Raw genomic sequence first — 22,647 nt, forward strand, 5'->3', positions numbered from 1 at the left:
CACACCCAGGCGGGGCCCCGGCCGGAAGCCATGGCCATGGAGGTGGGTGATGGGTTCACTGGACCAGGACGCCGGCGAACGGCTGCCGGAGCCCCTGCTCGACGCCATCGCGCCGTACGGCGTCGTCCGTTCCTTTCCGGCCCAGGCGATCCTGATCAACGAAGGCGACGCCACCGATTCGCTCTACATCGTGCTGAGCGGGCGGGTGAAGGTCTATGCCAGCTCGGAGGATGGCCGCGAGCTGGTGCTGAGCGAATACGGGCCCGGCGGCTACTTCGGCGAGCTGTCGCTGGACGGCGAGCGTCGCTCGGCCTCCATCAAGGCGATCGAGGCCTGCACCTGCCGGGTCGTCCAGGGCGCCGAGCTGCGCCGGTTCCTCGAGAGCCACGCCGACTTCGCGATGCACCTCAACCGCAAGCTGATCCGCATGGTGCGGCGCCTGACCGAGCAGTTGAGCAGCATCGCGCTGCAGGACGTCTACGGTCGCGTGGTGCGGCTCCTGAACGAGCTGTCGGAGCCGGTCGGCGAGGAGCGCGTGCTGCGCCACAAGCTGACCCAGCAGGACATCGCCGACCGCATCGGCTGCTCGCGCGAGATGGTCAACCGGGTGATGAAGGAACTGACGGCCGGCGGCTATGTCGCGCAGCGCGACGGCCGGATCGCGATCTTGCGCAAGCTGCCGGTGGCGTGGTGAGGGGGCGCGCGAGCAGGTCCATGCAAGGCGGCATGGTCCCGCATCTGGTTGTATTCTCTGTCACATGCAGAAACGGATAGGGGTGGTTTTCGTCTCGCGAAGAAACACGCTGCGAAGCATCCTGGCCGAAGCCTGCCTCCGTCACCTGGACCGGGAGCGACGCTTCGCGGCCTATTCCTGCGGCCAGCCCGGGCAGGTCGGCCGCACGGTCCATCCGGCCGCTGCCACTGCGCTCGCCATTGCCGCGATCGCCGTCCCGCCGACGCCGCCGCGCAGCTGGGACGATCTGGTCCGCCTGAGCTCGCTCAGGGCGGATTTCGTGATCTCGCTGGACCCCGCGGTGGAAGAGCTGGAGCCGCGCTGGCCTGGCCAGCCCGCCATGGCCGAATGGGCCTACCCCGATCTCGCCGCGACCGGCGCGGAGGCCGGGGACATGTCCCATTCGGCGACCTTGATGCTCTTGTCGCTCCGGCGTCGCCTCGAACTGCTGGTCAGCCTGCCGATGGCGGGCACCGACAAGTCGGCCCTGAACGCCGATGTCAGGGACCTGGCGCACTTGCGCTGACGCCCAACCCGCGGAGTCTACCGATGGCAACCGCTTTTCCGCCATCGCCCGGGTGGCCTACCTCTCCCGTGGGATACGTCCTGCAAGCGCGAGGCAATCGATAGGAGTACAAAGCGGCGAGCCCCATGGCTTCGATGAAGGAGGATCCGATGTTTGGTTTCTTTCAGGCCGGTCGAAACGGTCATCTGCGGCGTGTGATGACCTTGCTCGAAGAAGCGCACATGGCGCGTATCGAGCACCAGGCCGCGGCCGAGCATCATGGGGCGCTGGCGCGCATGTACGCCGAGCGTGCGAAACGGCTCGAGCGCGAAGTCTATGGCACGGGTTCGGCGTCCGCTTCGGCAGAAGGCGGGGCCGCCCACAAGTCGGCCGACGACAAGCAGGTCGTCTACGCGCTTGACGCCAGCCGCCGCCTGGACGGTCAGTCGAAGTCTTCGTAAGGACTGCGGCCGCCGACCGAATGCGGCCGGCGACACAATGGCGTCTTTGGTGTTCCGTTCCGGAACGCCACGGACCCGCCATCGACATGAGCCAGATCACCATCTATCACAATCCCGCCTGCGGCACGTCGAGAAACGTGCTGGCGCTGATCCGCGACGCGGGCCAGGAGCCCACGGTCGTCGAATACCTGAAGCACCCGCCCGACCGGGCGACGCTCAGGCAACTCGTCGCCGCCACGGGCGGCTCCGCGCGCGCGCTGCTGCGCCAGAAGGGCACGCCCTACGAGGAACTCGGCCTGGGCGATGCGAAATGGTCGGACGAAGACTTGATCGACTTCATGCTGGCGCATCCGATCCTGATCAATCGGCCGATCGTGGTGACGCCGCTGGGCACGCGCCTGTGCCGCCCCGCCGAAGCAGTGCGCGAGATCCTGCCGCGCGCGTAGGCGGCTGCCGATGGGCGCTGGACCCGCTCGGCGGGGCCGGCCCGGCCTGGGTCACCCGCCAGATGCCGAAGCACACCAGCACCAGGGCGAGGCCGTTGCGCCACTCCAGGATGCTCTCGCCGAGAAAGACCGCCGACAGCAGCGCGCCGAACACCGGCACCATGAAGTTGAAGGCGGTGACGAGGCTCACCCGGTTGTACTTGAGCAGCAGGCTCCAGATCGAGATCGCGAGCGACGACAGCAGCGCCAGGTACGCCAGCAGGGCCGATGACGCCAGCGTGAAGCCCGTCAACCCGCCGCCCATCGCATAGCCGGCCGCCAGCAGCGCCGCACCGCCGATCGCCAACTGCCAGCCGGTCATGACGATTGGATCGATGCCCTGCGAGATGCGCTTGCCATAGATGCTCGCGGCCGCCAGCACAAAGGCCGCGATCACCACGAAGCCCTCGCCGAGCAGCGTGAAATCGAGGTCGAGCAGGCCGCCGAGACCGTGGCCCAGGTTGACGACCATCACGCCCGCGAAGCCCACCGCGCAGCCCATGGCCTTGCCGTAGCTGAGGCGGTCGTTGCGATACAGGAAGTGCGCCATCAGCACGCTGAAGAAGGTGCCCGTGGCGTTCATGATCGAACCCTTCACTCCGGTGGTGTGGGCCAGGCCGATATAGAAGAAGACGTATTGCAGCGTGGTCTGGGCCAGCCCCAGGAACGCGATCTGCCCCCACGCCCGCGCACCGAGTCCGCGGACCGGCTTGCCGCTGAGCGCGGCATAGGCCACCAGGGACAGGCCGGCGATCGCGAACCGCCAGCCAGCGAACACCAGCTTGGATGCGATGTCGGACGGGGCGATGCCGAACAGCGCGTAGCCGTTCTTGATCGCGGGGAATGAACTGCCCCACAGCAGGCAGCAGAACAAGGCGAGCAGGAAGACGACCTTGCGGTCGGCGAGGAACGGGTGGCTGGGGGACGGCAAGGCGGGGCTCCGGAGGCGGCATGACGAGGCGTCGATCTGCCCCAAAGCGGTGCATTCTATTCGTACGGCAACGGTTCTGCTTCGGGCCCCGGAGTCGACTCGCGTGAATGCAATCGGAGAATTGGGGTCCTATATTGATCCGAGTACTATTGCTTTATCACCTGGTGTCAGTCATTGAACCAGAATTGTTGGCTCGGATCAGGCCTTGGCTTGGGAAATGAATCATGACAATCCGTTTGATCATTGCTGATGACCATCCTCTTATCCGAATCGGCCTGAGGATGCTTCTGAAAGATAAATCGGAAATTTCTTTAATTGCGGAAGCCAATTCTTCAATTGCATTGTTGAATGCGCTGCACCATCAATCGGCCGATCTCCTGATCACCGATTTTTCGATGCCCGTTGGCGAGACGCCCGATGGCCTTGGCTTGATCCAGCGACTGCGCCGCGACCATCGGGACTTGCCGATCATCGTGCTCACGATGATCTCCAACGCGGGCGTGCATGCCAGCATCCTGCGCAGCGGCGTTCGAGGCCTTGTCGACAAGTCGTCCGATATCGGCGAAGTCGTTTTTGCCATCGATGCCGTCACTGGGGGACGGGACTATGTCAGTCCGTCGTTCCGAAAGGGCCTGTTCGAAATGACGAACCCATTCCGCGACGGCATGGCGGCCCGCCTGTCGCCACGCGAGACCGAGGTGCTGCGACTGTTTGCCTCCGGGCTGAGTGTGTCGTCGATTTCCAAGCGGCTGTCGCGCAGCGTCAAGACGGTGAGCAGCCAGAAATCGGTCGCGATGATGAAATTGGGCCTGAAGAGCGACTACGAAATTTTCTTCTACGCGCGCGAGCACGGCATGGAGGGTTGACTGGATTTTTAAGAATAATCCGATGGGTTTCTACGGCTTCAGCTTTTAGATTTCATCTCGTGCGTATGGGGCAGTCAACCTCTGCCAACGCGTGAGAAAAAAGATTTAAAGTGAACTCCGAACATTTCGATGTCGAATACCTGGAGGCCGTCAAGGCTCCCGCCCCGGACGCCTGCGGGGACGAGAACCTGTTGTACAACTATCCCGGACCGGGCTTTCTTCGCCTGCGCTGGGCCGAGTGGTGCGGCCTGGCGCGCGACTGCAAGGGGAACTGGCTCGAGTTGCCCGACGCATCGGCGCAACGGGCGGCGCACAAGGTCAGGGTCGCGATCGTCAAGGGCGGCTCCATGGCGCCGGTTTTCGTCGTCGATGCGCTGCGCGTGGACCCGCCCGCCCTGACGGGACCGGTTCACGAGGTCAGGCCGTGTTCGCTGGCGTAGACGAAGATTTCGAGGTCGTTCTTGAGGCCGAGCTTGATCATCGCGTCGTTCTTCTGCCGGCTCACGGTCTTGACGCTGCGCGACAGGCGCGCCGCGATCTCCGACACCGTGAGCCCGGACGCAAACAGGCGCAGCACTTCGACTTCGCGCGGTGAAAGCCGCGCGGATTCGCCGGCGTCGCGGTCGAACCGGCTTTGCCGCAGGCCCTCCCTGAAGGTCTCGCTGACGTAGCTGCGGCCTTGTGCGACCGCCTGGATGGCCAGAGCGATCTCGGCCATGCCCGCCCCCTTGTCGATCAGGCCGCGCGCACCGGCTTCGAGGATCGTGCCATGCACGCCGACATTGGCGAGCATGGTCAGCACGATGATGGGCAAGGCCGGGTGGTCGCGGCGCACCCTCTGGATCAGCCCGAGGCCATCCGCCGCCTGTCCGCCGGGCATCGAGAAATCAGTGATCAGCAGATCCGCGGGAGTTTCGCGCAAGACCGACAGGAGACGGTCCGCCGAGTCGGCCTCGGCCACCACGGCGAGGCCCGGGTCGTTGCCGAGCAGTAGTCGGACGCCCGCCCGGATCAACGGATGGTCGTCGGCGAGGATCACGCGCAGGGTCATGGCGGCATGGGCGTCGTCCAGAGGCTGTGACGATACCGTCAATGCGCGGATCGTTGAAGTTTTTTCTGGTCCTTATCAGCGAACCGTCCTAGAAATGGTTCGGATTGTCGGACTACTCGATGATCCGGAACTGGTCGAGGTAGTCGGTCTTCAGGGTCAGGCCGAGGCCGGGCTTGTCGTCGTCGAGTTGCAGGAAGCCGTTGTCGGCCACCGGTTCGCCGTCGAAGATGTAGTAGAACAACTCGTTGCCGACTTCGACATCGTGCATGGGGAAGTACTCGCTCATCGGCGATGCCAGCGTGCTCATCGTCAGGTGGTAGTTGTGCATCTGGCCGGCATGCGGGATGACGGGCACCGACCACGCCTCGCACAGTGCGTTGATCTTGTGCGCCGCCGTGATGCCGCCGACGCGGTTGGTGTCGTACTGCACCACGCTCACCGCCTTGCGCTCCAGCAGCTGCTTGAATCCGTAGAGGCTGAACTCGTGCTCGCCGCCCGAGATCGGGATCGCCGTGAGCGCATTCAGTTCGGCGTAGCCGTCGATGTCGTCGGCGATCACCGGCTCCTCGACCCAGCGCGGCTGGAACTTCTCGAGCTTGGGAAGCATGCGTTTCGCGTACTCGACGTTCCAGCCCATATAGCACTCGAGCATCAGGTCGTTCTCATAGCCGATGACTTCGCGGATGGCCTCGACCGCCTTCAGGTTCTCGGCCACGCCCCGGGTGCCGTGGGCCGGCCCGAAGCCGAAGCGCGACTTGAACATGGTGAAGCCCTGGTCCATGAACTTCTGCGCCTCGCGCTGCATCTCGTCGAGGTCGGTGCGGTAGAGCTTGGAGTAGTAGCACGGGATCTTTTCCTTCGTGCGGCCGCCCAGCAGCTTGAACACCGGCTTGCCGACCGACTTGCCGAGGATGTCCCAGATCGCCAGGTCGACCGCCGAGATCGCCGCCATGGTCACTCCCTTGCGGCCCCAGGCATGGGTGGCGCGGTACATGCGCTGCCACAGGTACTCGTAGTCCCATGGGTCTTGCCCGACCACCAGCGGCGCCAGGTACTGGTCGATGATGGCCTTGGCAATGGCGGGGGCCAGCGCCACGTTGCCGAGGCCGACGATGCCGTCGTCGGTCTCGATCTCGACCACGGTCCACGCATGGAAGCGGAAGGTGCTCATGGTCTCGGCCGGCGAATAGAGCAGGTCCATCGCGTTGGAGCAGAAGTTGCCTTGCGGCGGCACGGTCTTGCCTTGCCACTGGAAGACGCGGGCGCGGACGGATTTGATCTTCATGGTGTCTCCGGGTTGAAAGGGATCAGGCGGTCTCGCGGTTGGCGAGCCGGTGCGCGCTTCCCATGCGGCTCGCGATGCGAAATGCCTGCCAGGTGGCTTCGACGCTGGCCTTGCCCTGGCCGGCGATGTCGTAGGCGGTGCCGTGGGCCGGCGTGGTGATCGGGATCGGCAGCCCGCCCTGCACCGTCACGCCGCGGCTGAAGCCGAGCAGCTTGATCGCGATCTGGCCCTGGTCGTGGTACATGGTCACGATCGCCTGGTAGTCGCCGGCCTGCGCCTTCAGGAAGATGGTGTCGGCGGGGAAGGGGCCGTCGAACGGGGCCTCGCTGGGCCAGTCGCGCGCCTGCAATGCCTTGACCGCGGGCGCGATGATGTCGAGTTCTTCGCGGCCGCAGACGCCGCCGTCGCCGCCGTGGGGATTGAAGGCTGCGATCGCGACCCGCGGCCGCTCGATGCCGCTGGCCCGCAGCGCGCGGTAGATGAGCTCGGCCGCCTGCTCGATGCGTTCGGCCGTGATGTACTGCGCGACGTCCTTCATCGGCACGTGCGAGGAGATCCGCGAGGTCCAGAGGTCGCCCAGGGTATTGAACTCGCAGAAGTAGCCGGTGACGCCGAGGTAGGCGGCGAAGTGGTGCAGCTCGTCCTCGTGCTGCATGCCGCCGATCCTCATCGCCTGCTTGTTGAGCGGTGCGAAGCAGATCGCGTCGACCTCGCCGGCCAAGGTCGCGTCCATGCAGCGGTCGAGCACCTGGAGCACCGAGCGGCCGCCCGCCGCCTCGGCGCGGCCGCGCTGAACCTGCGACGGGTCGATGCTGTCGATCGCGAGGAAGGCCGGGCGCCCGGTGTCGCTGCGTTCGCGCACGGCGGCGAAGGAAGGCACGGCGTCGGTCTCCACCGGCAGGCCGGCGATGCGCTGGCCGTCCTCCCACAGCCAGCGATCGCCGACCAGCACGATGTTGGCGAGCGCGGTGGCCTCGGGCCGGGCGAGCAGGCGGGCGATCAGCTCGGCGCCGATGCCGGCGGGGTCGCCGAGGGTGAGTGCGACGACGGGCAGGGGTGAGGGTTGCATGGTCAATCCAGCCGGATGCTGTTCTTCTTGATGATGTCGCCGAAGCGCTTGTATTCGGCCGCGTGGAAGGCCGCGAACTGGGCCTGGGTCATGGGCGTGACCTCGGCGCCGATGGCGTCGAGGCGGGCCTGTGTCTCGGGCATCGCGAGCACCTGATTGACCGCGTCGTGGACCTTGTCCTGCACCGCCTTCGGCGTCGAGGCCGGCATGTAGATGCCGTACCAGGCGCTCATCTCCACGCCGGGCACCCCGGCCTCGGCCAGCGTCGGGACGTTCGGCAGCTGCGGATTGCGCTTGGCCGCGGTGACCGCCAGCGGCCGGATCTTGTTGTTGCGGATCTGCCCGATCACCGATGGCAGGGTGTCGAAGCTCAGCTGCACCTGGCCGCCGATGAGGTCGATCAGGGCCGGTCCGCTGCCTTTGTAGGGCACATGCGTGATGTCGATCCGGGTTGCGTCCTTGAACATCTCGGCCGCGATGTGCTGCGTGCTGCCGGCGCCGCTGGTCGCGAAGTTGAGCTTGCCCGGCTCCTTCCTGGCGAGCTGCACCAGCGCCGACACCGAGTCGACCGGCAGTGTGTTGCTGACGACCAGCACGTTGGGCACCGCACCGACGAAGGCCACCGGGACCAGGTCGCGGTTGTTGTCGTAGCCGAGCTTGATGAGGTGCGGCGCGATCGCATGGGCGGTGACGACCCCCATCACCATGGTGTGGCCGTCGGTGGCCTTGGCGGTGGCGTCGGCGGCCAGGGTGTTGGAAACGCCCGGCCGGTTCTCGACCACCATCGGCTGCTTCAGGAGCGGGCCCAGGCGGTCGGCCACGGCGCGCGCCATGGCGTCGGTGCCGCCGCCGGGCGCCGAGCCGACCAGGATGCGCAGCGGGCGGGTCGGCCAGTCCTGGGCCTGGGCCAGGCCGGCCGTGCAGGCGAGTGCGAGCGCAGCCGTCACCGCGGCGATTTGTCGCTTCATGTGCTTGTCTCCAGTGGATGTGTCGAACCGAAGCCTGGATGTTAGGAACGCGATTGATTCCCGTAAACTGAAAGCTCGTCATCAATCAATAACCAGGGGTGATCAATCGTGGGTTCGATCGATCGGCAGCAGAGCACGCCGCAGCTGCTCAACCGTCTGCGCATGCGGCAGATCGCCCTGATCCTCGCGATCGACGAGAAGCGCACCTTGCGGGCCGCCGCCCTGCAGCTCGGCATGACGCAGCCGGCCGCCACCAAGATGCTGCATGAACTCGAAGACGCCCTGGGCCAGCCCTTGTTCGAGCGCGTCGGCCGCGGCCTGCAGCTGAACGATGCCGGGGCCCGCGCGACCGGCTACTTCCGCGGCATTCGCGGCAGCATGGAGGCGCTGAACCGCGAGCTGGGCGAACTGCGCCTGGGCAGCGCCGGCAAGTTCTCGGTCGGCAGCATCATGGCGGCCTCGCCGGGGCGGCTGTCCGAGGCGCTGCTCGGGCTCAAGGCGCTGTTTCCGCTGCTGGCCATCGAGATCGCGGTCGACACCAGCGACCGGCTGCTGGCCCAGTTGCGCGAAGGCGTGCTCGAGGTCGTGATCGGCCGTCGGGTCGGCCCGCCGCAGTTCGAGTACAGCTTCACGCCGATCGAGGACGAGGGCCTTGCGGTGGTGGTCGGCAACGATCACCCGCTGGCGCGCCGGCGGCGGGTCGAGTTCGAGGCGCTGCTGGCCTATTCGTGGGTCCTGCAGCCCACCGGCAGTCCGATGCGCGATGTCATCGAGCACGAGTTCCGCGACCATGATGCGGCGCTGCCGCCGGGCCTGGTCGAGACCGGGTCCATCCTGACCGCCATCAACCTGATCCGGCGCTCCACGCTGGTGGCGGTGATCCCCGAAGCGGTCGCGCAGCGCGATGCGGCGCACGGCGTGCTGCGCATCCTGCCCTACCGCATCCGCCAGAAGCTTCCCGCCTACGGGAGTCTGGTGCGCAAGGACTGGCCCCTGAGCCGGCCTGCCGAGCAGTTCCTGGAACTGCTTCATCGGTCGCCTGGAACGCGAGCACCTGCCGATTCGAAAGCCTGAACAGATCGGATGCTCATTGCCGCCAACGGGGCTTGCGCCGCCGTGGCTCGAAGCAGCAGACTTCGGTGTTCCAGCAAAGGATTCACCATGACGCAGTCCCATGATCTCCAAGTCACCGTGGAGGCCCTCGTTCAACAGGGGAAGGGCATCCTGGCCGCCGACGAGAGCGGTCCCACCATCGCCAAACGGTTCACGGCGATCGGCGTCGAATCGACGCCCGAGAACCGCCGGGCTTACCGCAGCCTGCTCCTGGCTGCACCCGGGCTGGGCGAGTTCGTCAGCGGCGTCATCTTGTACGAGGAGACGCTGGGGCAGTGCGCCGACGACGGCGAGCCGTTGCCGGCGCTGGCCGCGCGCCAGGGCATCGTGCCGGGCATCAAGGTCGATACCGGCAAGGGCCCGCTGGCGCTCGCACCGGGCGACGAGATCACCCACGGCCTGGACGGGCTCGCCGCGCGCCTCGAAGCCAGCGTGAAGCTGGGCGCGCGCTTCGCGAAGTGGCGCGCCGTCTACAACGTCTCCGACAGCTTGCCGAGCCGGGCGGCTGTCGAAGCCAACGCAGAGTCGCTCGCACGCTACGCAGCGATCTGCCAGACCCAGGGCGTGGTGCCGATCGTCGAGCCGGAGGTGCTGATCGACGGCGACCACAGCCAGGCGCGCTGTGCAGCGGTCACGCAGGAGGTTCTGCTCGCGGTGTTTGGCGCCTTGCACCGCCATCGCGTGGTGCTCGAGCACATGCTGCTCAAACCCAGCATGGTGGTGCCGGGCAAGGCCCATGCGCAGCGGGCGGGACCGGGGGATGTGGCCGAGGAGACGCTGCGCGTGCTGCGGCGCACGGTGCCCGCGGCCGTGCCGGGCATCGTCTTCCTGTCGGGAGGACAGTCGCCGGCCGAAGCGACAGCCAACCTCGATGCGCTCAATCGACAGGGGCCGCAACCGTGGCGATTGAGCTTCTCCTATGGGCGGGCGCTTCAGGATCCGGTGCTGCAGGCGTGGCGAGGGCAACCCGCCCAGGTTCACGCCGCACAGGAAGCGTTGCTCAAGCGAGCCCGATTGAACGCACTGGCAAGCCAGGGACGCTACGGCGCCGAAATGGAAGACGGGTCCTGAGGCGCGAGGCCGTCGTCCGGCCCTCGCGGCTCAGCGCAGCATCCAGGCGGCCGCGCCGTCGAGGACTTCGGCCATCACTTCGGCGTCGCTGCGGCCCGAGCGGACCAGCACGTGAAAGGAATGATCGGCCTCGGCGATGCGCAACAGCGTCGCGGTGGGACCGAGCTCGGCCACCAGCTTCTCGATCCGGTCGAACTCCGCCAGCTTGTCGCGCGTGCCCTGGACGAACAGCATCGGCACCCGGACATCGAACAGATGACGCGCGCGCTCGTTCGACGGTGCGCCGGCCGGATGCAGCGGAAAGCCCAGGAACACCAGGCCGGCGACGCCCGGCAGCGGCGCCAGCGACTGCGCCTGCGAGGTCATGCGGCCGCCGAAGGACTTGCCGCCGGCGAACAGCGGCAGCGAGGGAAACCGGCCCGCGGCATGCGCCACGGCGGCGCGCACCGCGGCCTGGGCGATCGCCGGCGGATCGGTGCGCTTCGAGCCGCGCTCCATGTAGGGGAACTGGTAGCGCAGCGTCGCGATGCCGCGCTGTACAAGGCCGTCGGCGACCTCGGCCATGAAGGCATGCGCCATGCCGGCGCCGGCCCCGTGGGCGAGCACGTAGCAGGCGCGCGGCGCCGGCGGTGACTGCAGCAGGGCGGAGACAGTCTGCCCGTCAACGAGGGTGAGGGTGGCGGGCTGGGCGTCGGTCGTCATGGGTGGGTCTCCGGAAGTCTGCGCCGGCTCGAGTTTTGCACGAGGACGTCAATACGCAATATGGCGGTGCGCGGCTCGGCCGTTTGCATCGGCTTGCGCGCCTGGCCGGGCCGGCCCGGACGCGACAATGCGAGCTCCGTCGCTGCAGTCCCCGTCGTGCGCATTCTCCTTGTCTCCGACCTCCACTACGCGTTGCCCCAGCTCGACTGGGTGGTGCGCTCGGCCCCTTCCTACGATCTCGTGGTGCTCGCCGGCGATCACCTCGACGTCAGCTCGCCGGTGTCGCTCGATGCCCAGTCGGTCGTGCTGCTGCGCTACTTTTCGCTGATGCGTCCGGCCACCTCGCTGGTGGTGGCTTCGGGCAACCACGACCTGACGGGACCGGACCAGCACGGCGAACGGGCGGCGCTGTGGCTGGCGGAGTGTCGCCGCGCCGGTGTCTCTTCCGACGGCGAATCGCTGGCCATCGGCGACACCCTGATCACCATCTGCCCCTGGTGGGATGGCCCGGCCGGGCGCGCGGCGCTCGAACTGCAGCTGGCCGCGGATGCCGCGAGACGCCCCGCGCGCTGGGTCTGGATCTACCACTGGCCGCCGGTGGGCTCGCCGACCTGCTGGACCGGCAAGCGTGAATATGGCGACGCCGACCTGGCGGCCTGGATCGCGAAGTACCAGCCCGAGCTGGTGCTCTGCGGCCATGTGCACGAGCCGCCGTTCAAGCCGGCGGGCGCCTGGGCCGACCGCATCGGCGCCACCTGGGTGTTCAATGCCGGCAAGCAGATCGGCCCGGTGCCGGCCCACATCGTGATCGACCTGGCGGCCGGTACGGCTTCGTGGCACTCGATGATGGGCGAGGAAGCGCTGGCGCTGGAGGCCGAAAGCGCTCCCTTGCGTTCGGTGTTCTGAGCCTCGACCGGCGTGGCCGGGCGTCAGTAGTCGGGGTTGGGTTCGCGCGCCGAGCCGGGTCGCGCCGGCGGCCCCTGGCGGTGCGCCAGGTGGCCGAGCACCTCGGAGACCATGGCCAGGCCCGGCGAGTCGCCGTACTGGTGCTTGAGGTCGACCAGGTAGGTGGTGACGAGATTGAGGCGCTCGGCCAGGCCGGCGGCGATCACCCGGGTGATCGCCGGGTCGCTCATCAGGAATGCCAGGCCGTCGGCCGCGAAGCGAACGATGCTGGGGGCGCTCGCCACGACCGTGGCGCTGTAGGGCGAATCGAGCAGCAGGGAGATCTCGCCGATCGCCGCCCCGGGACGGCTGACCGAATTGATCGCGATGCCATCCTTGCTGACCATCAACGTGCCAGAGACCAGGATCCAGAGGCCGTCGCCCGCGTCGCCTTCGCGCACCACCGTGTCGCCGGCCGCGAGCCTGATTTCAGGCAGACCCGCCGAGCGCTGTAGGAGTTCGTCCATGCGCCGATGTTAGGCCAACGGCCGCTGGGCGACGAGCCCCGGGGCGCCGTCGTCCTACCGGGCGGGTGCGGCATTTGTCCAGGGCAGCAACCGGTGCCGTGGCTGCGGCGCCTTGGTCGCCGGGCTGCCGGCCGCGGCGGCCGTTTTTTTGCCCTCGGCCTGGCTGCAGCTCGAGGGCGCGCCGCTCAAGGGGCGCAGCATCGGCGCCAGCAGCGTGAGCCCCCCGGTCGCCGCCGCCGCGCCGACGTTGGCCGCCTGGCGCACGGCGCCCCGCGGGTTGATGCTGAGGACGGGCGCGTCGAGCGGGCCCTGCAGCACCAGCAAGTCGACCAGGCTGCCCGGATTCAGGTCGAGGCCGCGCTTGACCTGCGGACGAAACGCCAGTGAAAGAGTGCGCCGGGCGAGATTGATCTCGCCGCTGGCCGAGATGGCCATCTGCCGCGTCTCCACCGCGATCGAGCGGTCGATGGCCGCCACCCCGCTGCGCAGCGGAAGCCGCACCACGGCGCACTCGACGACCAGGTTGTCGCGCGACTGGCCGGTCGGGATCAGCGCGTCGATCAGCCGGGCCAGGATGTCGCGGCCGGTCGAGGCGGTCCGGCCCACCAGCCCGACATCGCGCGCGGTCAGCAGCGCTTCGCCGGTCGACGAACCGGCCAGCGCCCAGGCCGTGCGGCCGCTCATCGCCAGCTTGGCGTCGAGGTTGGCGCGGCCGCCCTTGAAGAGCCGGGCGCCGGCGCGCCCGGCCTCCAGCGATTCGATCGCCATCGACCTGGCGCTCAGCTGCAGGTCGATCCGCGGCGCCGCACCTGGCGGCAGGCCGAGCCGGAGCTGGCCGCGGGCCTGGCCGCCCGCAATTGCGAAGCTGAACGGCTCGACCTGCAGGCGCCCGGGTTCGAAGGCGACCCGGGCCTGGATCGCCGACAGTGGCGGCAGCCCTGCGACCGTCCACGTCGGCGCCGCGAGCTCGGCCTCGAGCCGGACGGGCGAGCTTGCTGCGGCCTTCAGACTGGCGCTGCCGCTCAGGCGCTGGCCGGCCAGCGACAGCTGCATCGCGTCGGCGCGCCATTGCCCCGGCGTGTGCGTGAGCGTGGTCTTCCACTCGAGGGGGAGCGGGACGGCGGCCGCCGCGGCGCCCAAGGGCGCCAGCGCCTTGGCGGCGCTGACCTGGAGCGACAGCTTCGCGTCCAGCGCCCCGGCGTGCTTGCCGGTCCCCATGCTGCCCTGCAGCGACGTCGAGATGCCCTCGCCCGTGGCTTGCAGGTCGAGTGGCCACTCGGGAGCACCGGCCAGCAGGGCATCCAGCGGGCCGGTGTGGCCTTCGATGGCCCAGCGCTGGGCGCCCAGCGCCAGGCCCGCGGTCAGCTGGCTGCGCCCGTCGCCCGCCGACTCGGCGACCAGCGATTCGATGTGCAGTTCTTGCGCCGCGCCTTCGCGCCCCTGGCGGTAGCTGATGCGGGCATCGGTCGCGGCCAGCCGGTCCAGGGAGATCCGCGGCACCGCCTTGCCAGCGCTGGCGCCCGCAGCGCCGGCCGGTGCGGCCAGGCGCCAGTTGTACTGGCCGCTGCCATCGGACTCGAACCGCAGCTCACCGCCCTCGATGTCGACGCTGCGGATGCGCACGATGCCCGACAGCAGGTCGCGCAGATCGATCTCGAAGCCGATGTGGCGGGCCCGCAGCATGTCGGGCTCCGTGCCCCATTCGGCATTGGCGAGGGCCACCTGGGTGGCATCGATCGTGAGCCGGGGCAGCAGGTGGAGCGTGAGTTCGCCGTCGATGCGAAAGGCGCGTCCGGTCGCGGCCGTCACACTTTCCGCGAGCATCGCCGCCAGCCGCTCTGGCGGATAGGCCCGCCGCAGGGCGACCCAGGCGGCGGCCAGCAGAAGACCGAGCACGCACAGCGCGATCAGCACCCGGCGCGCGATGCGCCGTGCCCGGCCTGGGCTCTCGGGGGTGGGGCTGTTCTCCATCCGCGCATTCTGCGGCCTGCCCGGGTCACTTGAAGGGCTGGTCGCGGATCGTCTCGGCCGACTTCCGCAACTGGGCCTCGATCTCCTGTGCGATGTCGTCGCGGCGCCGCTTGCGGAGATAGACCGCCACCGCACCGACGAGCACCGCCGACAGTGCGACAAACCCGTAGACGCCCACTTCCATCGCCCGTTCTCCCGATTCCCGGCTGGATTGCCCAACGAAAGGCCCTCCGCCGACTTTCGTCCGTGCGGAGGGCCTCCGCGGTCCCGGAGTGCCCATGGGGTGTTGCCGAGACCGTGGAGCGACTATGCGACCGGCACGGCGCCCCCGGGTTCAGCGGCGAACTGAAGAGAAGGCCGGACGTTTCCTACTTCGCCGGCGCCGGCGCCGGCTCGCCGCGACGCGATGGGTGCCGGCATACTCGTGCGCTCAACGAGGAAGAGACAAGAACGTGGCCCCAGCTGAACTCACCTTTGTCTACAAGGGCTACCGGGTGCTGGCCTTCACAAGCCCGTCGCCGTATCGGCGTTATTGGGCCTGGGTGTCCTTCGACCTCTTCCCCGGAATTCCCGGCGCCCATCCGCGGCATCTCGTGCCCGGCGAGTTTTCCGATCGGCAAGCCGCCCTCATCGCCGCCGACGGCTACGCCAAGAGCAAGATCGATCGCGGCGAGGTGTGGGGCTGAACGGCCCCCGCGCCGCTCCCTGAATCTCTTCGACCGACGTCGCGTCCGCAGCGACGCGGGACACCCTGCGCCTGTCAAGGCGCTGACATGTGCCGCGGCCATCATTGTGGCATCCAGAGTGTTTGTGGAAATTAGTGCAAATGCAAAAGTTGCCTCATCGGCAACGAGACGCACCCCGGCGCGCTCTGGAGCTTCGCCCACCCGACATCCGCTCACGAAAGAAAGAGATTCCATGCATGCGCGTTTCGCTTCCTCCTGTTCCGAACCCCGGCCTGGTTGGCGCGCGGTTCTGCTCGGCCTCGCGACCGTCTTCGCGCTGAGTGCCTGCGGCGGCGGCGGCAGCAACGGTGCGATCCCTCCGGTCGCCGGCGGCACCGCGACCTCGCCCGGCACCTCCGGCACGCCCGCCGCGCCCGTGACGCCGGACACCTCCGCCAAACCCGAAATGCGCTGCGCGCCCTGATCCCCGACCGGAACCCCTCATGACTTCACGACGCAACTTCCTGCGCGGCGCCGCCACCACCGGCATCGCCGCCGCCACGCTCGCCTCTTTTCCGCCGGCCATCCGCCGCGCCCTCGCCATTCCGGCCAACAATGCGACCGGAACGATCATGGACGTCGAGCACGTCGTGATCCTGATGCAGGAGAACCGCTCGTTCGACCACTACTTCGGCACCCTCGCCGGCGTGCGTGGCTTCGGCGACCGGTTCACGATCCCGCTGCCCAACGGCCGCACAGTGTGGGAGCAGGAATACCTGGCCGGCCAGATCGTCACGCCCTACTACCTCGACAGCACCAAGGGCAACGCGCTGCGCGTCAAGGGCACGCCGCACGACTGGAACGACGGCCAGAACGCCTGGGACGGCGGCCGCCTGAGCAAATGGCCGACCTACAAGAAGACATCGACCGCACCCTTCACGCAGTCGATGGGCTACTACCGGGAGGCCGAGCTGACGTTCCAGTTCGCGCTGGCCAATGCCTTCACGGTGTGCGATGCCTACCACTGCGCGATGCACACCGGCACCAACTCCAACCGCAGCTTCCACTGGACCGGCACCAACGGACCGACCGGCGCCAACGTGGCGATGGTCACCAACGAATGGGACGATATCGGCCCCTCGACCCAGGGCTATGGCTGGACCACCTACCCCGAGCGCCTCGAGAAGGCCGGTGTCAGCTGGATCGTCTACCAGAACATGCCGTCCAACTACACCGACAACCCGCTGTGCGGCTTCAAGCAGTACCGCCTCGCCAACGAGGCCTCGGGCAAGCCCGTGAGCCACGACGGCAGCGTGGTGTCGCCGGCCTATGACCCGGCCTCCGACAATGTCGGCAACCCGCTCTACAAGGGCATCGCCAACACGATGCCGGACGGCGGCTTCCTCGCCACCTTCAAGCAGGACATCCTGAACCGCAAGCTGCCGCAGGTCAGCTGGGTGGTCGGGCCCTCGACCTACTCGGAGCATCCGAGCCCGTCGAGCCCGGTGCAGGGCGCCTGGTACATCCAGGAGGTGCTGGACGCGCTCACCGCCGTCCCCGAGGTCTGGAGCAAGACCGTGCTGATCGTCAACTTCGACGAGAACGACGGCTTCTTCGACCACGTGCCTTCGCCCTCGGCGCCATCGAAGGACGCGGGTGGCGTTGCCGCAGGCAAGACCACGCTGGTCGACGCCGAGATGGGCGTCGAGTACTTCACCCATCCGGCGCCCCCCGGCACGGTCGACCAGGACACGCCGGACGGCCGCGTGTACGGCCCCGGCATGCGCGTGCCGATGTATGTCATCTCGCCCTGGAGCCGCGGCGGCTGGGTCAACTCGCAGGCTTTCGACCACACGTCGGTGCTGCGCTTCCTCGAGGCCCGCTTCGGCGTCAAGGAGACCAACATCGGCGCGTTCCGGCGCGCGGTGTGCGGCGACCTCACGAGCGTCTTCAATTTCGCGACCCCGAACACCGAGGTGCTGCCGACGCTGGCCGGGCGCACGACTAAGGCCGCCGCCGACACGCTGCGTGCGTCGCAGGATGCGCTGACCCAGGTGGCGCTGCCCGGCACCGCGACCTTGCCGAAGCAGGCCACCGGCACGCGGCCCTCGCGCGCGCTGCCCTACGAGCTGCACACCAGTGCGCGCTGCGACGCCGCGAGCGGCAAGGTGCAGCTGCTGTTCGCCAACACCGGCAAGCAGGCGGCCGTGTTTCACGTCTATGACAAGCTGCACCTGGATCGCTTGCCGCGCCGCTACATGGTCGAGGCGGGCAAGACCCTGGACGACAGCTGGACCGCGATGACCGACGACGCCGGGCTGTACGACCTGTGGGTGCTGGGCCCGAACGGCTTCCACCGCCACTTCAAGGGCGACCTCAATGCGCTGCGCGCCAACGACGTGGCCCAACCCGAAGTGCGGGTGTGCTACGACATCACGAACGGCAACGTCTACCTGACCATGATGAACACGGGCAAGAAGGCGGCCGGCTTCACGGTCAAGGCCAAGGCCTATCGCGGCGATGGCCCGTGGGCGGCCTCGGTCGCCGGCAACACCACGGTCGACCAGCACTGGGATCTGGCCGCCAGCGGCCAGTGGTATGACTTCGCCGTGACCTGCGACACCGACCCGCGCTACTACCGGCGCTTCGCCGGCCGGGTCGAGACCGGCAAGCACACGGTCAGCGATCCGGCGATGGGCATGGCGGACCTCTGACCGGGGCGGCGCCGCGGCGTGCAATCATGGCGCTCGTTGCCGCGGCGCCCAGACCCTCCTTCCCATGCTCCAAGAAGAACGCTTCCTCCGCATCCGCAGCCTGCTGGCCACCTTTTCCCGCCTGAGCGTCGACCGCGTCGTGCAGGACCTGTCCGTCTCGCGCGAAACCGTGCGGCGCGACCTGCTCGAGCTCGAAGGGCTGGGCGAGCTGCGCCGGGTGCATGGCGGCGCCGTCGCCACGCCGCCCGAGCCCGAGCCGCCGCTGGCGCTGCGGTTGATCGCACGCCAGAAGGAAAAGCGCGCCATCGCCCGGGCCGCTGTCGCACTGCTGCGGCCCGGCCAGACCTTGTTCCTCGATGCCGGCAGCACCACGTCGATCCTGGCCGAAGAGATCGCGACGCTCAGCGGCATGACCGTGATCACCAACTCACTGGCCATCGCACTCAAGCTGGCCGGTGCCGACGAAGGCCGGGCCGCGCGCAACGAGGTGCGCCTGCTGGGCGGCGCCATCGACGTGAAGACGCAGGCCACGCATGGCGAAGGCACGCTGGAGGACATCCGGCGCTTTCGTGCCGACGTGGCGCTGCTGTCGCCGGTGGGCCTGCATCCGAAGCACGGCGCGATGAGCTTCGAGCACCACGAAGCCGCCGTCGCGCGCGCCATGTCGGAACAGGCGCAGCAGGTGGTGATCCTGGCCGACCACAGCAAGATCGGCCAGGCCAGCCGCGTGACCTACGTCCGCAGCGCCGACATCGACATCGCCGTCACGGACACCAGGGCGCGCGAGGTGGGCGCGCTCGCCGCGCTGCGCAAGGCGTGTCCGCGCGTGATCGTCGCCTGAGGCAAGGGTATTCACCAAGCGGGCCGAAAGACCACATATTCGTATGATGTCCGGGCTCCTTGCGCGCCGGACGACGTGCCGGGGGCGCACGGCATTGTTCGTCCGTTGGCCGGCCGCCTCGACCGAGTCCTCCGAAGGAGACAGCAATGATCATTCGCACACGCTTCGCCGCGGCGGTCGCCGCATGCCTCGCCACCGGTGCCGTCATGGCGGCCGGACCGGCAGTGGTCAGCGGACCCGGCGAGAACCCGGCCTGCTTCAAGCCCTGGGACGCCAGCACCAAGTACTTCCAGTGGCCCGCCAAGAAGGGCCCATACCGCATCGCGCTGGCCAACGGCTTCGTCGGCAACACCTGGCGCATCCAGATGATCAAGATGGCCAAGGCCTACGCGGCGACGCCGGAAATGAAACCGCAGATCAAGGAATTCAAGATCGTCTCCACCGGCACCGACGTCGCCGCCCAGATCGCGGCGATGGACAACTTCATCAACTCGGGCTACGACGCCATCGTGACGATCGCGGTGAACCCGACGGCCTTCGCGCCGGTGATCAAGCGCGCCAATGCCGCCGGCATCGTCGTCGTGCCTTTCGACAACGTGCTCGACAGCACCGAGGTGATGATGGTCAACGAGGACCAGACCGCGATGGGCGCGCAGTCGGGCGAATGGCTGGTGAAGAACATCCCGTCGAAGAGCGGCCGGCTGCTCGAGGTGCGCGGTGTTCCGGGCAACTCGGTCGACCGCGACCGCCACCTGGGCTTCCGCAAGGTGGTCGAGGCGCCGGGCAACAAGTTCGAGGTCGTCGAAGTGGTCGGCAACTGGGACGACGGCACGGCCCAGAAGGCGGTGGCCGATGCCGTGGCGGTGCACAAGAACTTCGACGGCATGTACACGCAAGGCGGATCGACCGGCTCGGTGCGGGCCCTGATCGATGCCAAGCACAAGATGATTCCGGTGGCCGGCGAGGCCGAGAACGGCTTCCGCAAGCTGTGCGTCGAGCGCGCCAAGGACGGCCTGCTGTGCACCTCGATGGGCCAGTCGCCGGGGCTGGTCGCGATCTCGATGAAGGCGGCCGTCGCGGCGCTGCAAGGCAAGGTGATGCCGCAGCTGATCTCGGTGCCGATCCCGACCGCCACCCACCCCGACTTCAAGGCCGGCGAGAACTACTTCCCCGACCTGACGGACAACTTCTTCACCACCAACGACTTTCCGCCTTGCGGCGTGACGCTGAAGGCGACCGACATCATGTCGAAGGACGAGAAGAACAACTGACGCGACGGACGTTTCGGTTTGGACCCGGTCCTCGAGCTGGTCGACGTCTCCAAGCGCTATGGCGGCGTGCGGGCGCTCGACCGCGCGCAGTTCGCCTGCGCGCCCGGGCGCATCCATGCGCTGCTGGGCGAGAACGGCGCGGGCAAGTCGACCCTGATCAAGATCATGGCCGGGGTGGTGCAACCCGACGAGGGCCGCATCGTCCTCGAGGGGAGCGATCGCCGCTTCGTGCATCCGCAGCACGCCGTGGCGGCGGGCATCGCCTGCATCTTCCAGGAGCTGTCGCTGATGCCGCACCTGAGCGTGGCCGACAACATCTGCATCACCAACCCGCCGACCCGCCTCGGCCTCATCGACCGTCGGGCCCAGCGCCGCGTGGCCGAGGCGGCGCTGGCCCGCGCCGGGGCCGAGGACATCCATCCGCTGGCGCCGGTCGACAGCCTCTCGCTGTCGCGCCGCCAGATGGTCGAGATCGCCAAGGCCCTGTCGCGGCAGCCGAAGATCCTGATCCTCGACGAAGCCACCTCGGCCCTCACCGCGGCCGACGTGCAGCGGGTCTACGGCCTGCTCAAGCGGCTGCGCGACGAGGGCCTGGCGATCGTCTACATCTCGCACCGCATGAACGAGATCGCCGAACTGGCGGACGAATGCTCGGTGTTCCGCAACGGCCGGCACGTGGCGACCTTCGAGGCCGGCAGCCAGAGCGATGCGCAGACGGTCGAGATGATGATCGGCCGCGACATCGCGCATGCCTTCCCGCCCAAGCCGCCGCCGCGCGCTGCCGCCGAGACGGCGCCGCCGGCCCTGGACGTGCGCGGCCTGTCGTGGGGCGGCCGGCTGCACGACATCCGGCTGGCCGTGCGCGCGGGCGAGATCGTCGGGCTCGGCGGGCTCGACGGCCAGGGCCAGCGCGAGTTCTTCCTGGCGCTGTTCGGCGTCTTGCGCGGGGTGACCGGAGAGGTGCGCCAGGGCGGCGATCCGGTCACGGCCGGCAGCCCGCGCCAGGCCAAGCGCCGCGGGGTCGGCATCGCCCTGGTGCCGGAGGACCGCAAGACCGACGGCCTGATGCTGCCGATGTCGGTGCGCGACAACCTGAGCTTCGCGGCGCTCGATCGCCTGAGCCGGGCCGGTGTCGTCATCGCGTCGGCGGAGGCCGAGGCCACCGCCGCGATGGTCCGCAGGCTGTCGATCAAGGCGCCCGAACCCGGCGACCCGGTGGCGACGCTGTCGGGCGGCAACCAGCAGAAGGTCGTGATCGCGAAATGGCTGATGAACGCGCCGCGCATCGTGCTGCTCAGCGACCCCACGCGCGGCATCGACGTCGGCACCAAGCAGGAGATCTATGTGCTGCTGCGGCGCCTGGCCGAGGAGGGCGCCGCCGTGCTGCTGTATTCGACCGACTATGCCGAGCTGATCGGCTGCTGCGACCGTGTCGCCGTGTTCTTCGACGGCCGCATCGTGCGCTGGCTGGCCGGCGCCGAGCTGACCGAGCACGCGCTGGTGGCCAGCGCGCTCAATCTCACGGCGGAGACCTTGCACTGATGCGCGAGGACTGGCGCTTCCGGTTGCGCGAGCAGCGCGCCTGCTGGACCGCCGCCGCCCTGTTCGTGCTGATCTTCGCGCTCTACATCGCCAAGCACCAGACCGGCTGGACCGTGCCGGTGCTGACCACCGCCGCCAACAAGGGCGTGCTGCTGGCGATCGTCGCGATGGCGCAGACCTTGCCGGTGCTGACCTCGGGCATCGACCTGTCGGTCGGCATGGTGTTCGTGCTGGCGAACTGCCTCGCCTCGCACCTGGTGGTCGGCACGCCCCTGCAGGCGGCGGCCGGCGTGCTCGTCGTGCTGGCCACGGGCGCGCTGTGCGGCTGGATCAACGGCGCGATCATCGTCTATGGCCGGCTGCAGCCGATCATCACGACGCTGGCCACCGGCGCGGTCTATTTCGGCCTCGCGCTGGGCCTGCGGCCGGTGCCGGGCGGCGACGTCCATGCCGGCCTGGCCGACGCGCTCACCGGCGCGCTGCCGGGCGGCGTCCCCGCGATGCTGGTGGTGCTGCTCGCGGTGGTCCTGCTGGTCTGGGTGCCGTTTCGGCGGTCGGCGGTCGGCCGCGCGGCACTGGCGATCGGCTCGGCCGAAGCGGCGGCCTACATGTCGGGCGTCAACATCGGCCGCACCCGTCTCGTGACCTATACGCTGGCCGGATTGCTGGCGTCGATCGGCGGGCTGCTGCTGACTTTCGTCACCTATTCCGGCGAGGCCTCGGCGGCGATCGGCGGCGTCTACACCCTGAACTCCATCGCCGCCGTGGTCATTGGCGGCACCTCGCTCGCCGGCGGCGCGGGCAGCGCCATCGGCTCGGTGTTCGGCGCGCTGGTGCTGCGCACCATCGGCGACCTGCTCTTCGTGTTCGATCTCGAGCCGCTGTGGCAGCCGCTGTTCCAGGGCGTCATCCTGCTGGCCGCGGTCAGCCTCGGGGCGCTGCGGCTGCTGAAGGTCGACAACCGGCTCGACCTCTTCAAGTGACGCCGCCA

The 22,647-nt window shown here is 68.5% G+C and carries 25 protein-coding genes; 16 read left to right on the top strand and 9 right to left on the bottom strand.

Annotated features, from left to right (window positions below; translation table 11 throughout):
- The first annotated feature begins 49 nt into the window (after nucleotides 1-49).
- From QTI17_RS03435 to arsC, 4 genes are all read left to right on the top strand, one after another.
- Nucleotides 50-694 (top strand): Crp/Fnr family transcriptional regulator, encoded by a 645-nt coding sequence (locus QTI17_RS03435; RefSeq protein WP_286531001.1) that lies wholly within the window; start codon nucleotides 50-52, stop codon nucleotides 692-694.
- A gap of 64 nt (nucleotides 695-758) precedes the next feature.
- Complete coding sequence (locus QTI17_RS03440) at nucleotides 759-1,259, top strand: arsenate-mycothiol transferase ArsC (RefSeq protein WP_286531002.1); 501 nt, start codon at nucleotides 759-761, stop codon at nucleotides 1,257-1,259.
- Nucleotides 1,260-1,384: 125 nt separating this feature from the next.
- A complete protein-coding gene (locus QTI17_RS03445) occupies nucleotides 1,385-1,699 on the top strand; it encodes a hypothetical protein (protein ID WP_286531003.1) in 315 nt (104 codons plus the stop codon).
- Nucleotides 1,700-1,785: 86 nt separating this feature from the next.
- Nucleotides 1,786-2,145 (top strand): arsenate reductase (glutaredoxin), encoded by a 360-nt coding sequence (gene arsC, locus QTI17_RS03450; protein WP_353506686.1) that lies wholly within the window; start codon nucleotides 1,786-1,788, stop codon nucleotides 2,143-2,145.
- Here arsC and QTI17_RS03455 read toward each other — a convergent pair.
- Nucleotides 2,060-3,115 carry a DMT family transporter gene (locus tag QTI17_RS03455; RefSeq protein WP_286531004.1) on the bottom strand — a complete coding sequence of 352 codons (1,056 nt, stop codon included), beginning with the start codon at nucleotides 3,113-3,115 and terminating at the stop codon, nucleotides 2,060-2,062. The two genes, arsC and QTI17_RS03455, sit on opposite strands and share 86 nt — an antisense overlap.
- A gap of 224 nt (nucleotides 3,116-3,339) precedes the next feature.
- Between QTI17_RS03455 and QTI17_RS03460 the strand changes: the two genes are divergently transcribed.
- Nucleotides 3,340-3,981 carry a response regulator gene (locus tag QTI17_RS03460; RefSeq protein WP_286531005.1) on the top strand — a complete coding sequence of 214 codons (642 nt, stop codon included), beginning with the start codon at nucleotides 3,340-3,342 and terminating at the stop codon, nucleotides 3,979-3,981.
- Between the two features lie 110 nt (nucleotides 3,982-4,091).
- Nucleotides 4,092-4,421 carry a hypothetical protein gene (locus tag QTI17_RS03465; protein ID WP_286531006.1) on the top strand — a complete coding sequence of 110 codons (330 nt, stop codon included), beginning with the start codon at nucleotides 4,092-4,094 and terminating at the stop codon, nucleotides 4,419-4,421.
- Here QTI17_RS03465 and QTI17_RS03470 read toward each other — a convergent pair.
- The 4 genes from QTI17_RS03470 to QTI17_RS03485 all read right to left on the bottom strand — a co-directional run bounded on the left by QTI17_RS03470 (nucleotide 4,391) and on the right by QTI17_RS03485 (nucleotide 8,354).
- Nucleotides 4,391-5,074, bottom strand: coding sequence for a response regulator (locus tag QTI17_RS03470; protein WP_286531007.1), 684 nt, complete (start codon nucleotides 5,072-5,074; stop codon nucleotides 4,391-4,393). The two genes, QTI17_RS03465 and QTI17_RS03470, sit on opposite strands and share 31 nt — an antisense overlap.
- Before the next feature lie 70 nt (nucleotides 5,075-5,144).
- Entirely contained in the window at nucleotides 5,145-6,317 is a 1,173-nt protein-coding gene (locus QTI17_RS03475; protein WP_286520400.1) for an L-rhamnonate dehydratase, read from the bottom strand.
- Between the two features lie 22 nt (nucleotides 6,318-6,339).
- On the bottom strand, nucleotides 6,340-7,386 hold the full coding sequence (locus QTI17_RS03480; RefSeq protein ID WP_286531008.1) for a 4-hydroxythreonine-4-phosphate dehydrogenase PdxA: 1,047 nt from the start codon (nucleotides 7,384-7,386) through the stop codon (nucleotides 6,340-6,342).
- Nucleotides 7,387-7,388: 2 nt separating this feature from the next.
- Nucleotides 7,389-8,354 carry a Bug family tripartite tricarboxylate transporter substrate binding protein gene (locus QTI17_RS03485; protein ID WP_286531009.1) on the bottom strand — a complete coding sequence of 322 codons (966 nt, stop codon included), beginning with the start codon at nucleotides 8,352-8,354 and terminating at the stop codon, nucleotides 7,389-7,391.
- Between the two features lie 108 nt (nucleotides 8,355-8,462).
- Between QTI17_RS03485 and QTI17_RS03490 the strand changes: the two genes are divergently transcribed.
- The gene (locus QTI17_RS03490; protein ID WP_286531010.1) at nucleotides 8,463-9,428 is read left to right on the top strand and encodes a LysR family transcriptional regulator; all 966 of its coding nucleotides are present in this window, start codon (nucleotides 8,463-8,465) and stop codon (nucleotides 9,426-9,428) included.
- Nucleotides 9,429-9,515: 87 nt separating this feature from the next.
- Entirely contained in the window at nucleotides 9,516-10,538 is a 1,023-nt protein-coding gene (locus QTI17_RS03495; protein ID WP_286531011.1) for a class I fructose-bisphosphate aldolase, read from the top strand.
- A 30-nt stretch (nucleotides 10,539-10,568) separates the two neighbouring features.
- Here QTI17_RS03495 and QTI17_RS03500 read toward each other — a convergent pair whose 3' ends face one another.
- Complete coding sequence (locus tag QTI17_RS03500) at nucleotides 10,569-11,240, bottom strand: alpha/beta hydrolase family protein (RefSeq protein WP_286531013.1); 672 nt, start codon at nucleotides 11,238-11,240, stop codon at nucleotides 10,569-10,571.
- A 156-nt stretch (nucleotides 11,241-11,396) separates the two neighbouring features.
- On the opposite strand from QTI17_RS03500, the gene QTI17_RS03505 reads away from it, so the two are divergent.
- On the top strand, nucleotides 11,397-12,146 hold the full coding sequence (locus QTI17_RS03505) for a metallophosphoesterase family protein (RefSeq protein ID WP_286531014.1): 750 nt from the start codon (nucleotides 11,397-11,399) through the stop codon (nucleotides 12,144-12,146).
- 23 nt (nucleotides 12,147-12,169) lie between these two features.
- Here the strand turns inward: QTI17_RS03505 and QTI17_RS03510 are convergent, their stop codons facing one another.
- Genes QTI17_RS03510 through QTI17_RS03520 form a run of 3 tightly spaced genes read right to left on the bottom strand, consistent with a single transcriptional unit; the run spans nucleotide 12,170 to nucleotide 14,807 of the window.
- A complete protein-coding gene (locus QTI17_RS03510) occupies nucleotides 12,170-12,652 on the bottom strand; it encodes a cyclic nucleotide-binding domain-containing protein (protein ID WP_286531017.1) in 483 nt (160 codons plus the stop codon).
- A 54-nt stretch (nucleotides 12,653-12,706) separates the two neighbouring features.
- Nucleotides 12,707-14,623, bottom strand: a complete 1,917-nt coding sequence (locus tag QTI17_RS03515) for an AsmA family protein (protein ID WP_286531018.1) — start codon at nucleotides 14,621-14,623, stop codon at nucleotides 12,707-12,709.
- 25 nt (nucleotides 14,624-14,648) lie between these two features.
- Entirely contained in the window at nucleotides 14,649-14,807 is a 159-nt protein-coding gene (locus tag QTI17_RS03520) for a hypothetical protein (protein WP_286520391.1), read from the bottom strand.
- Between the two features lie 268 nt (nucleotides 14,808-15,075).
- On the opposite strand from QTI17_RS03520, the gene QTI17_RS03525 reads away from it, so the two are divergent.
- The 7 genes from QTI17_RS03525 (at nucleotide 15,076) to QTI17_RS03555 (ending at nucleotide 22,639) form a co-directional block, all read left to right on the top strand.
- The gene (locus tag QTI17_RS03525) at nucleotides 15,076-15,309 is read left to right on the top strand and encodes a hypothetical protein (protein ID WP_286531019.1); all 234 of its coding nucleotides are present in this window, start codon (nucleotides 15,076-15,078) and stop codon (nucleotides 15,307-15,309) included.
- Nucleotides 15,310-15,541: 232 nt separating this feature from the next.
- Nucleotides 15,542-15,772 (top strand): hypothetical protein, encoded by a 231-nt coding sequence (locus QTI17_RS03530; protein ID WP_286531020.1) that lies wholly within the window; start codon nucleotides 15,542-15,544, stop codon nucleotides 15,770-15,772.
- 19 nt (nucleotides 15,773-15,791) lie between these two features.
- Nucleotides 15,792-18,002 (top strand): phosphocholine-specific phospholipase C, encoded by a 2,211-nt coding sequence (locus tag QTI17_RS03535; protein ID WP_286531022.1) that lies wholly within the window; start codon nucleotides 15,792-15,794, stop codon nucleotides 18,000-18,002.
- Between the two features lie 64 nt (nucleotides 18,003-18,066).
- Entirely contained in the window at nucleotides 18,067-18,843 is a 777-nt protein-coding gene (locus QTI17_RS03540; RefSeq protein WP_286531023.1) for a DeoR/GlpR family DNA-binding transcription regulator, read from the top strand.
- Between the two features lie 146 nt (nucleotides 18,844-18,989).
- The gene (locus QTI17_RS03545; protein WP_286531024.1) at nucleotides 18,990-20,114 is read left to right on the top strand and encodes a sugar ABC transporter substrate-binding protein; all 1,125 of its coding nucleotides are present in this window, start codon (nucleotides 18,990-18,992) and stop codon (nucleotides 20,112-20,114) included.
- An 18-nt stretch (nucleotides 20,115-20,132) separates the two neighbouring features.
- Nucleotides 20,133-21,656, top strand: coding sequence for a sugar ABC transporter ATP-binding protein (locus tag QTI17_RS03550; protein ID WP_286531026.1), 1,524 nt, complete (start codon nucleotides 20,133-20,135; stop codon nucleotides 21,654-21,656).
- On the top strand, nucleotides 21,656-22,639 hold the full coding sequence (locus QTI17_RS03555; RefSeq protein WP_286531027.1) for an ABC transporter permease: 984 nt from the start codon (nucleotides 21,656-21,658) through the stop codon (nucleotides 22,637-22,639). The genes QTI17_RS03550 and QTI17_RS03555 overlap by 1 nt, the downstream gene beginning before the upstream one ends.
- The last annotated feature ends 8 nt before the right edge of the window (nucleotides 22,640-22,647 follow it).

This window comes from Variovorax sp. J31P179 (genome assembly GCF_030316985.1).
Classification (GTDB): domain Bacteria; phylum Pseudomonadota; class Gammaproteobacteria; order Burkholderiales; family Burkholderiaceae_C; genus Variovorax; species Variovorax ginsengisoli_B.

What these genes read in the sequence shown, in the direction of transcription:
- QTI17_RS03500 (WP_286531013.1), bottom strand. Translation starts at nt 11,240, where the DNA reads ATGACGACCGACGCCCAGCCCGCCACCCTCACCCTCGTTGACGGGCAG.
- QTI17_RS03540 (WP_286531023.1), top strand. Translation starts at nt 18,067, where the DNA reads ATGCTCCAAGAAGAACGCTTCCTCCGCATCCGCAGCCTGCTGGCCACC.
- QTI17_RS03545 (WP_286531024.1), top strand. Translation starts at nt 18,990, where the DNA reads ATGATCATTCGCACACGCTTCGCCGCGGCGGTCGCCGCATGCCTCGCC.
- arsC (WP_353506686.1), top strand. Translation starts at nt 1,786, where the DNA reads ATGAGCCAGATCACCATCTATCACAATCCCGCCTGCGGCACGTCGAGA.
- QTI17_RS03440 (WP_286531002.1), top strand. Translation starts at nt 759, where the DNA reads ATGCAGAAACGGATAGGGGTGGTTTTCGTCTCGCGAAGAAACACGCTG.
- QTI17_RS03485 (WP_286531009.1), bottom strand. Translation starts at nt 8,354, where the DNA reads ATGAAGCGACAAATCGCCGCGGTGACGGCTGCGCTCGCACTCGCCTGC.
- QTI17_RS03535 (WP_286531022.1), top strand. Translation starts at nt 15,792, where the DNA reads ATGACTTCACGACGCAACTTCCTGCGCGGCGCCGCCACCACCGGCATC.
- QTI17_RS03530 (WP_286531020.1), top strand. Translation starts at nt 15,542, where the DNA reads ATGCATGCGCGTTTCGCTTCCTCCTGTTCCGAACCCCGGCCTGGTTGG.
- QTI17_RS03445 (WP_286531003.1), top strand. Translation starts at nt 1,385, where the DNA reads ATGGCTTCGATGAAGGAGGATCCGATGTTTGGTTTCTTTCAGGCCGGT.
- QTI17_RS03480 (WP_286531008.1), bottom strand. Translation starts at nt 7,386, where the DNA reads ATGCAACCCTCACCCCTGCCCGTCGTCGCACTCACCCTCGGCGACCCC.
- QTI17_RS03510 (WP_286531017.1), bottom strand. Translation starts at nt 12,652, where the DNA reads ATGGACGAACTCCTACAGCGCTCGGCGGGTCTGCCTGAAATCAGGCTC.
- QTI17_RS03435 (WP_286531001.1), top strand. Translation starts at nt 50, where the DNA reads ATGGGTTCACTGGACCAGGACGCCGGCGAACGGCTGCCGGAGCCCCTG.
- QTI17_RS03495 (WP_286531011.1), top strand. Translation starts at nt 9,516, where the DNA reads ATGACGCAGTCCCATGATCTCCAAGTCACCGTGGAGGCCCTCGTTCAA.
- QTI17_RS03475 (WP_286520400.1), bottom strand. Translation starts at nt 6,317, where the DNA reads ATGAAGATCAAATCCGTCCGCGCCCGCGTCTTCCAGTGGCAAGGCAAG.
- QTI17_RS03460 (WP_286531005.1), top strand. Translation starts at nt 3,340, where the DNA reads ATGACAATCCGTTTGATCATTGCTGATGACCATCCTCTTATCCGAATC.
- QTI17_RS03515 (WP_286531018.1), bottom strand. Translation starts at nt 14,623, where the DNA reads ATGGAGAACAGCCCCACCCCCGAGAGCCCAGGCCGGGCACGGCGCATC.
- QTI17_RS03520 (WP_286520391.1), bottom strand. Translation starts at nt 14,807, where the DNA reads ATGGAAGTGGGCGTCTACGGGTTTGTCGCACTGTCGGCGGTGCTCGTC.
- QTI17_RS03555 (WP_286531027.1), top strand. Translation starts at nt 21,656, where the DNA reads ATGCGCGAGGACTGGCGCTTCCGGTTGCGCGAGCAGCGCGCCTGCTGG.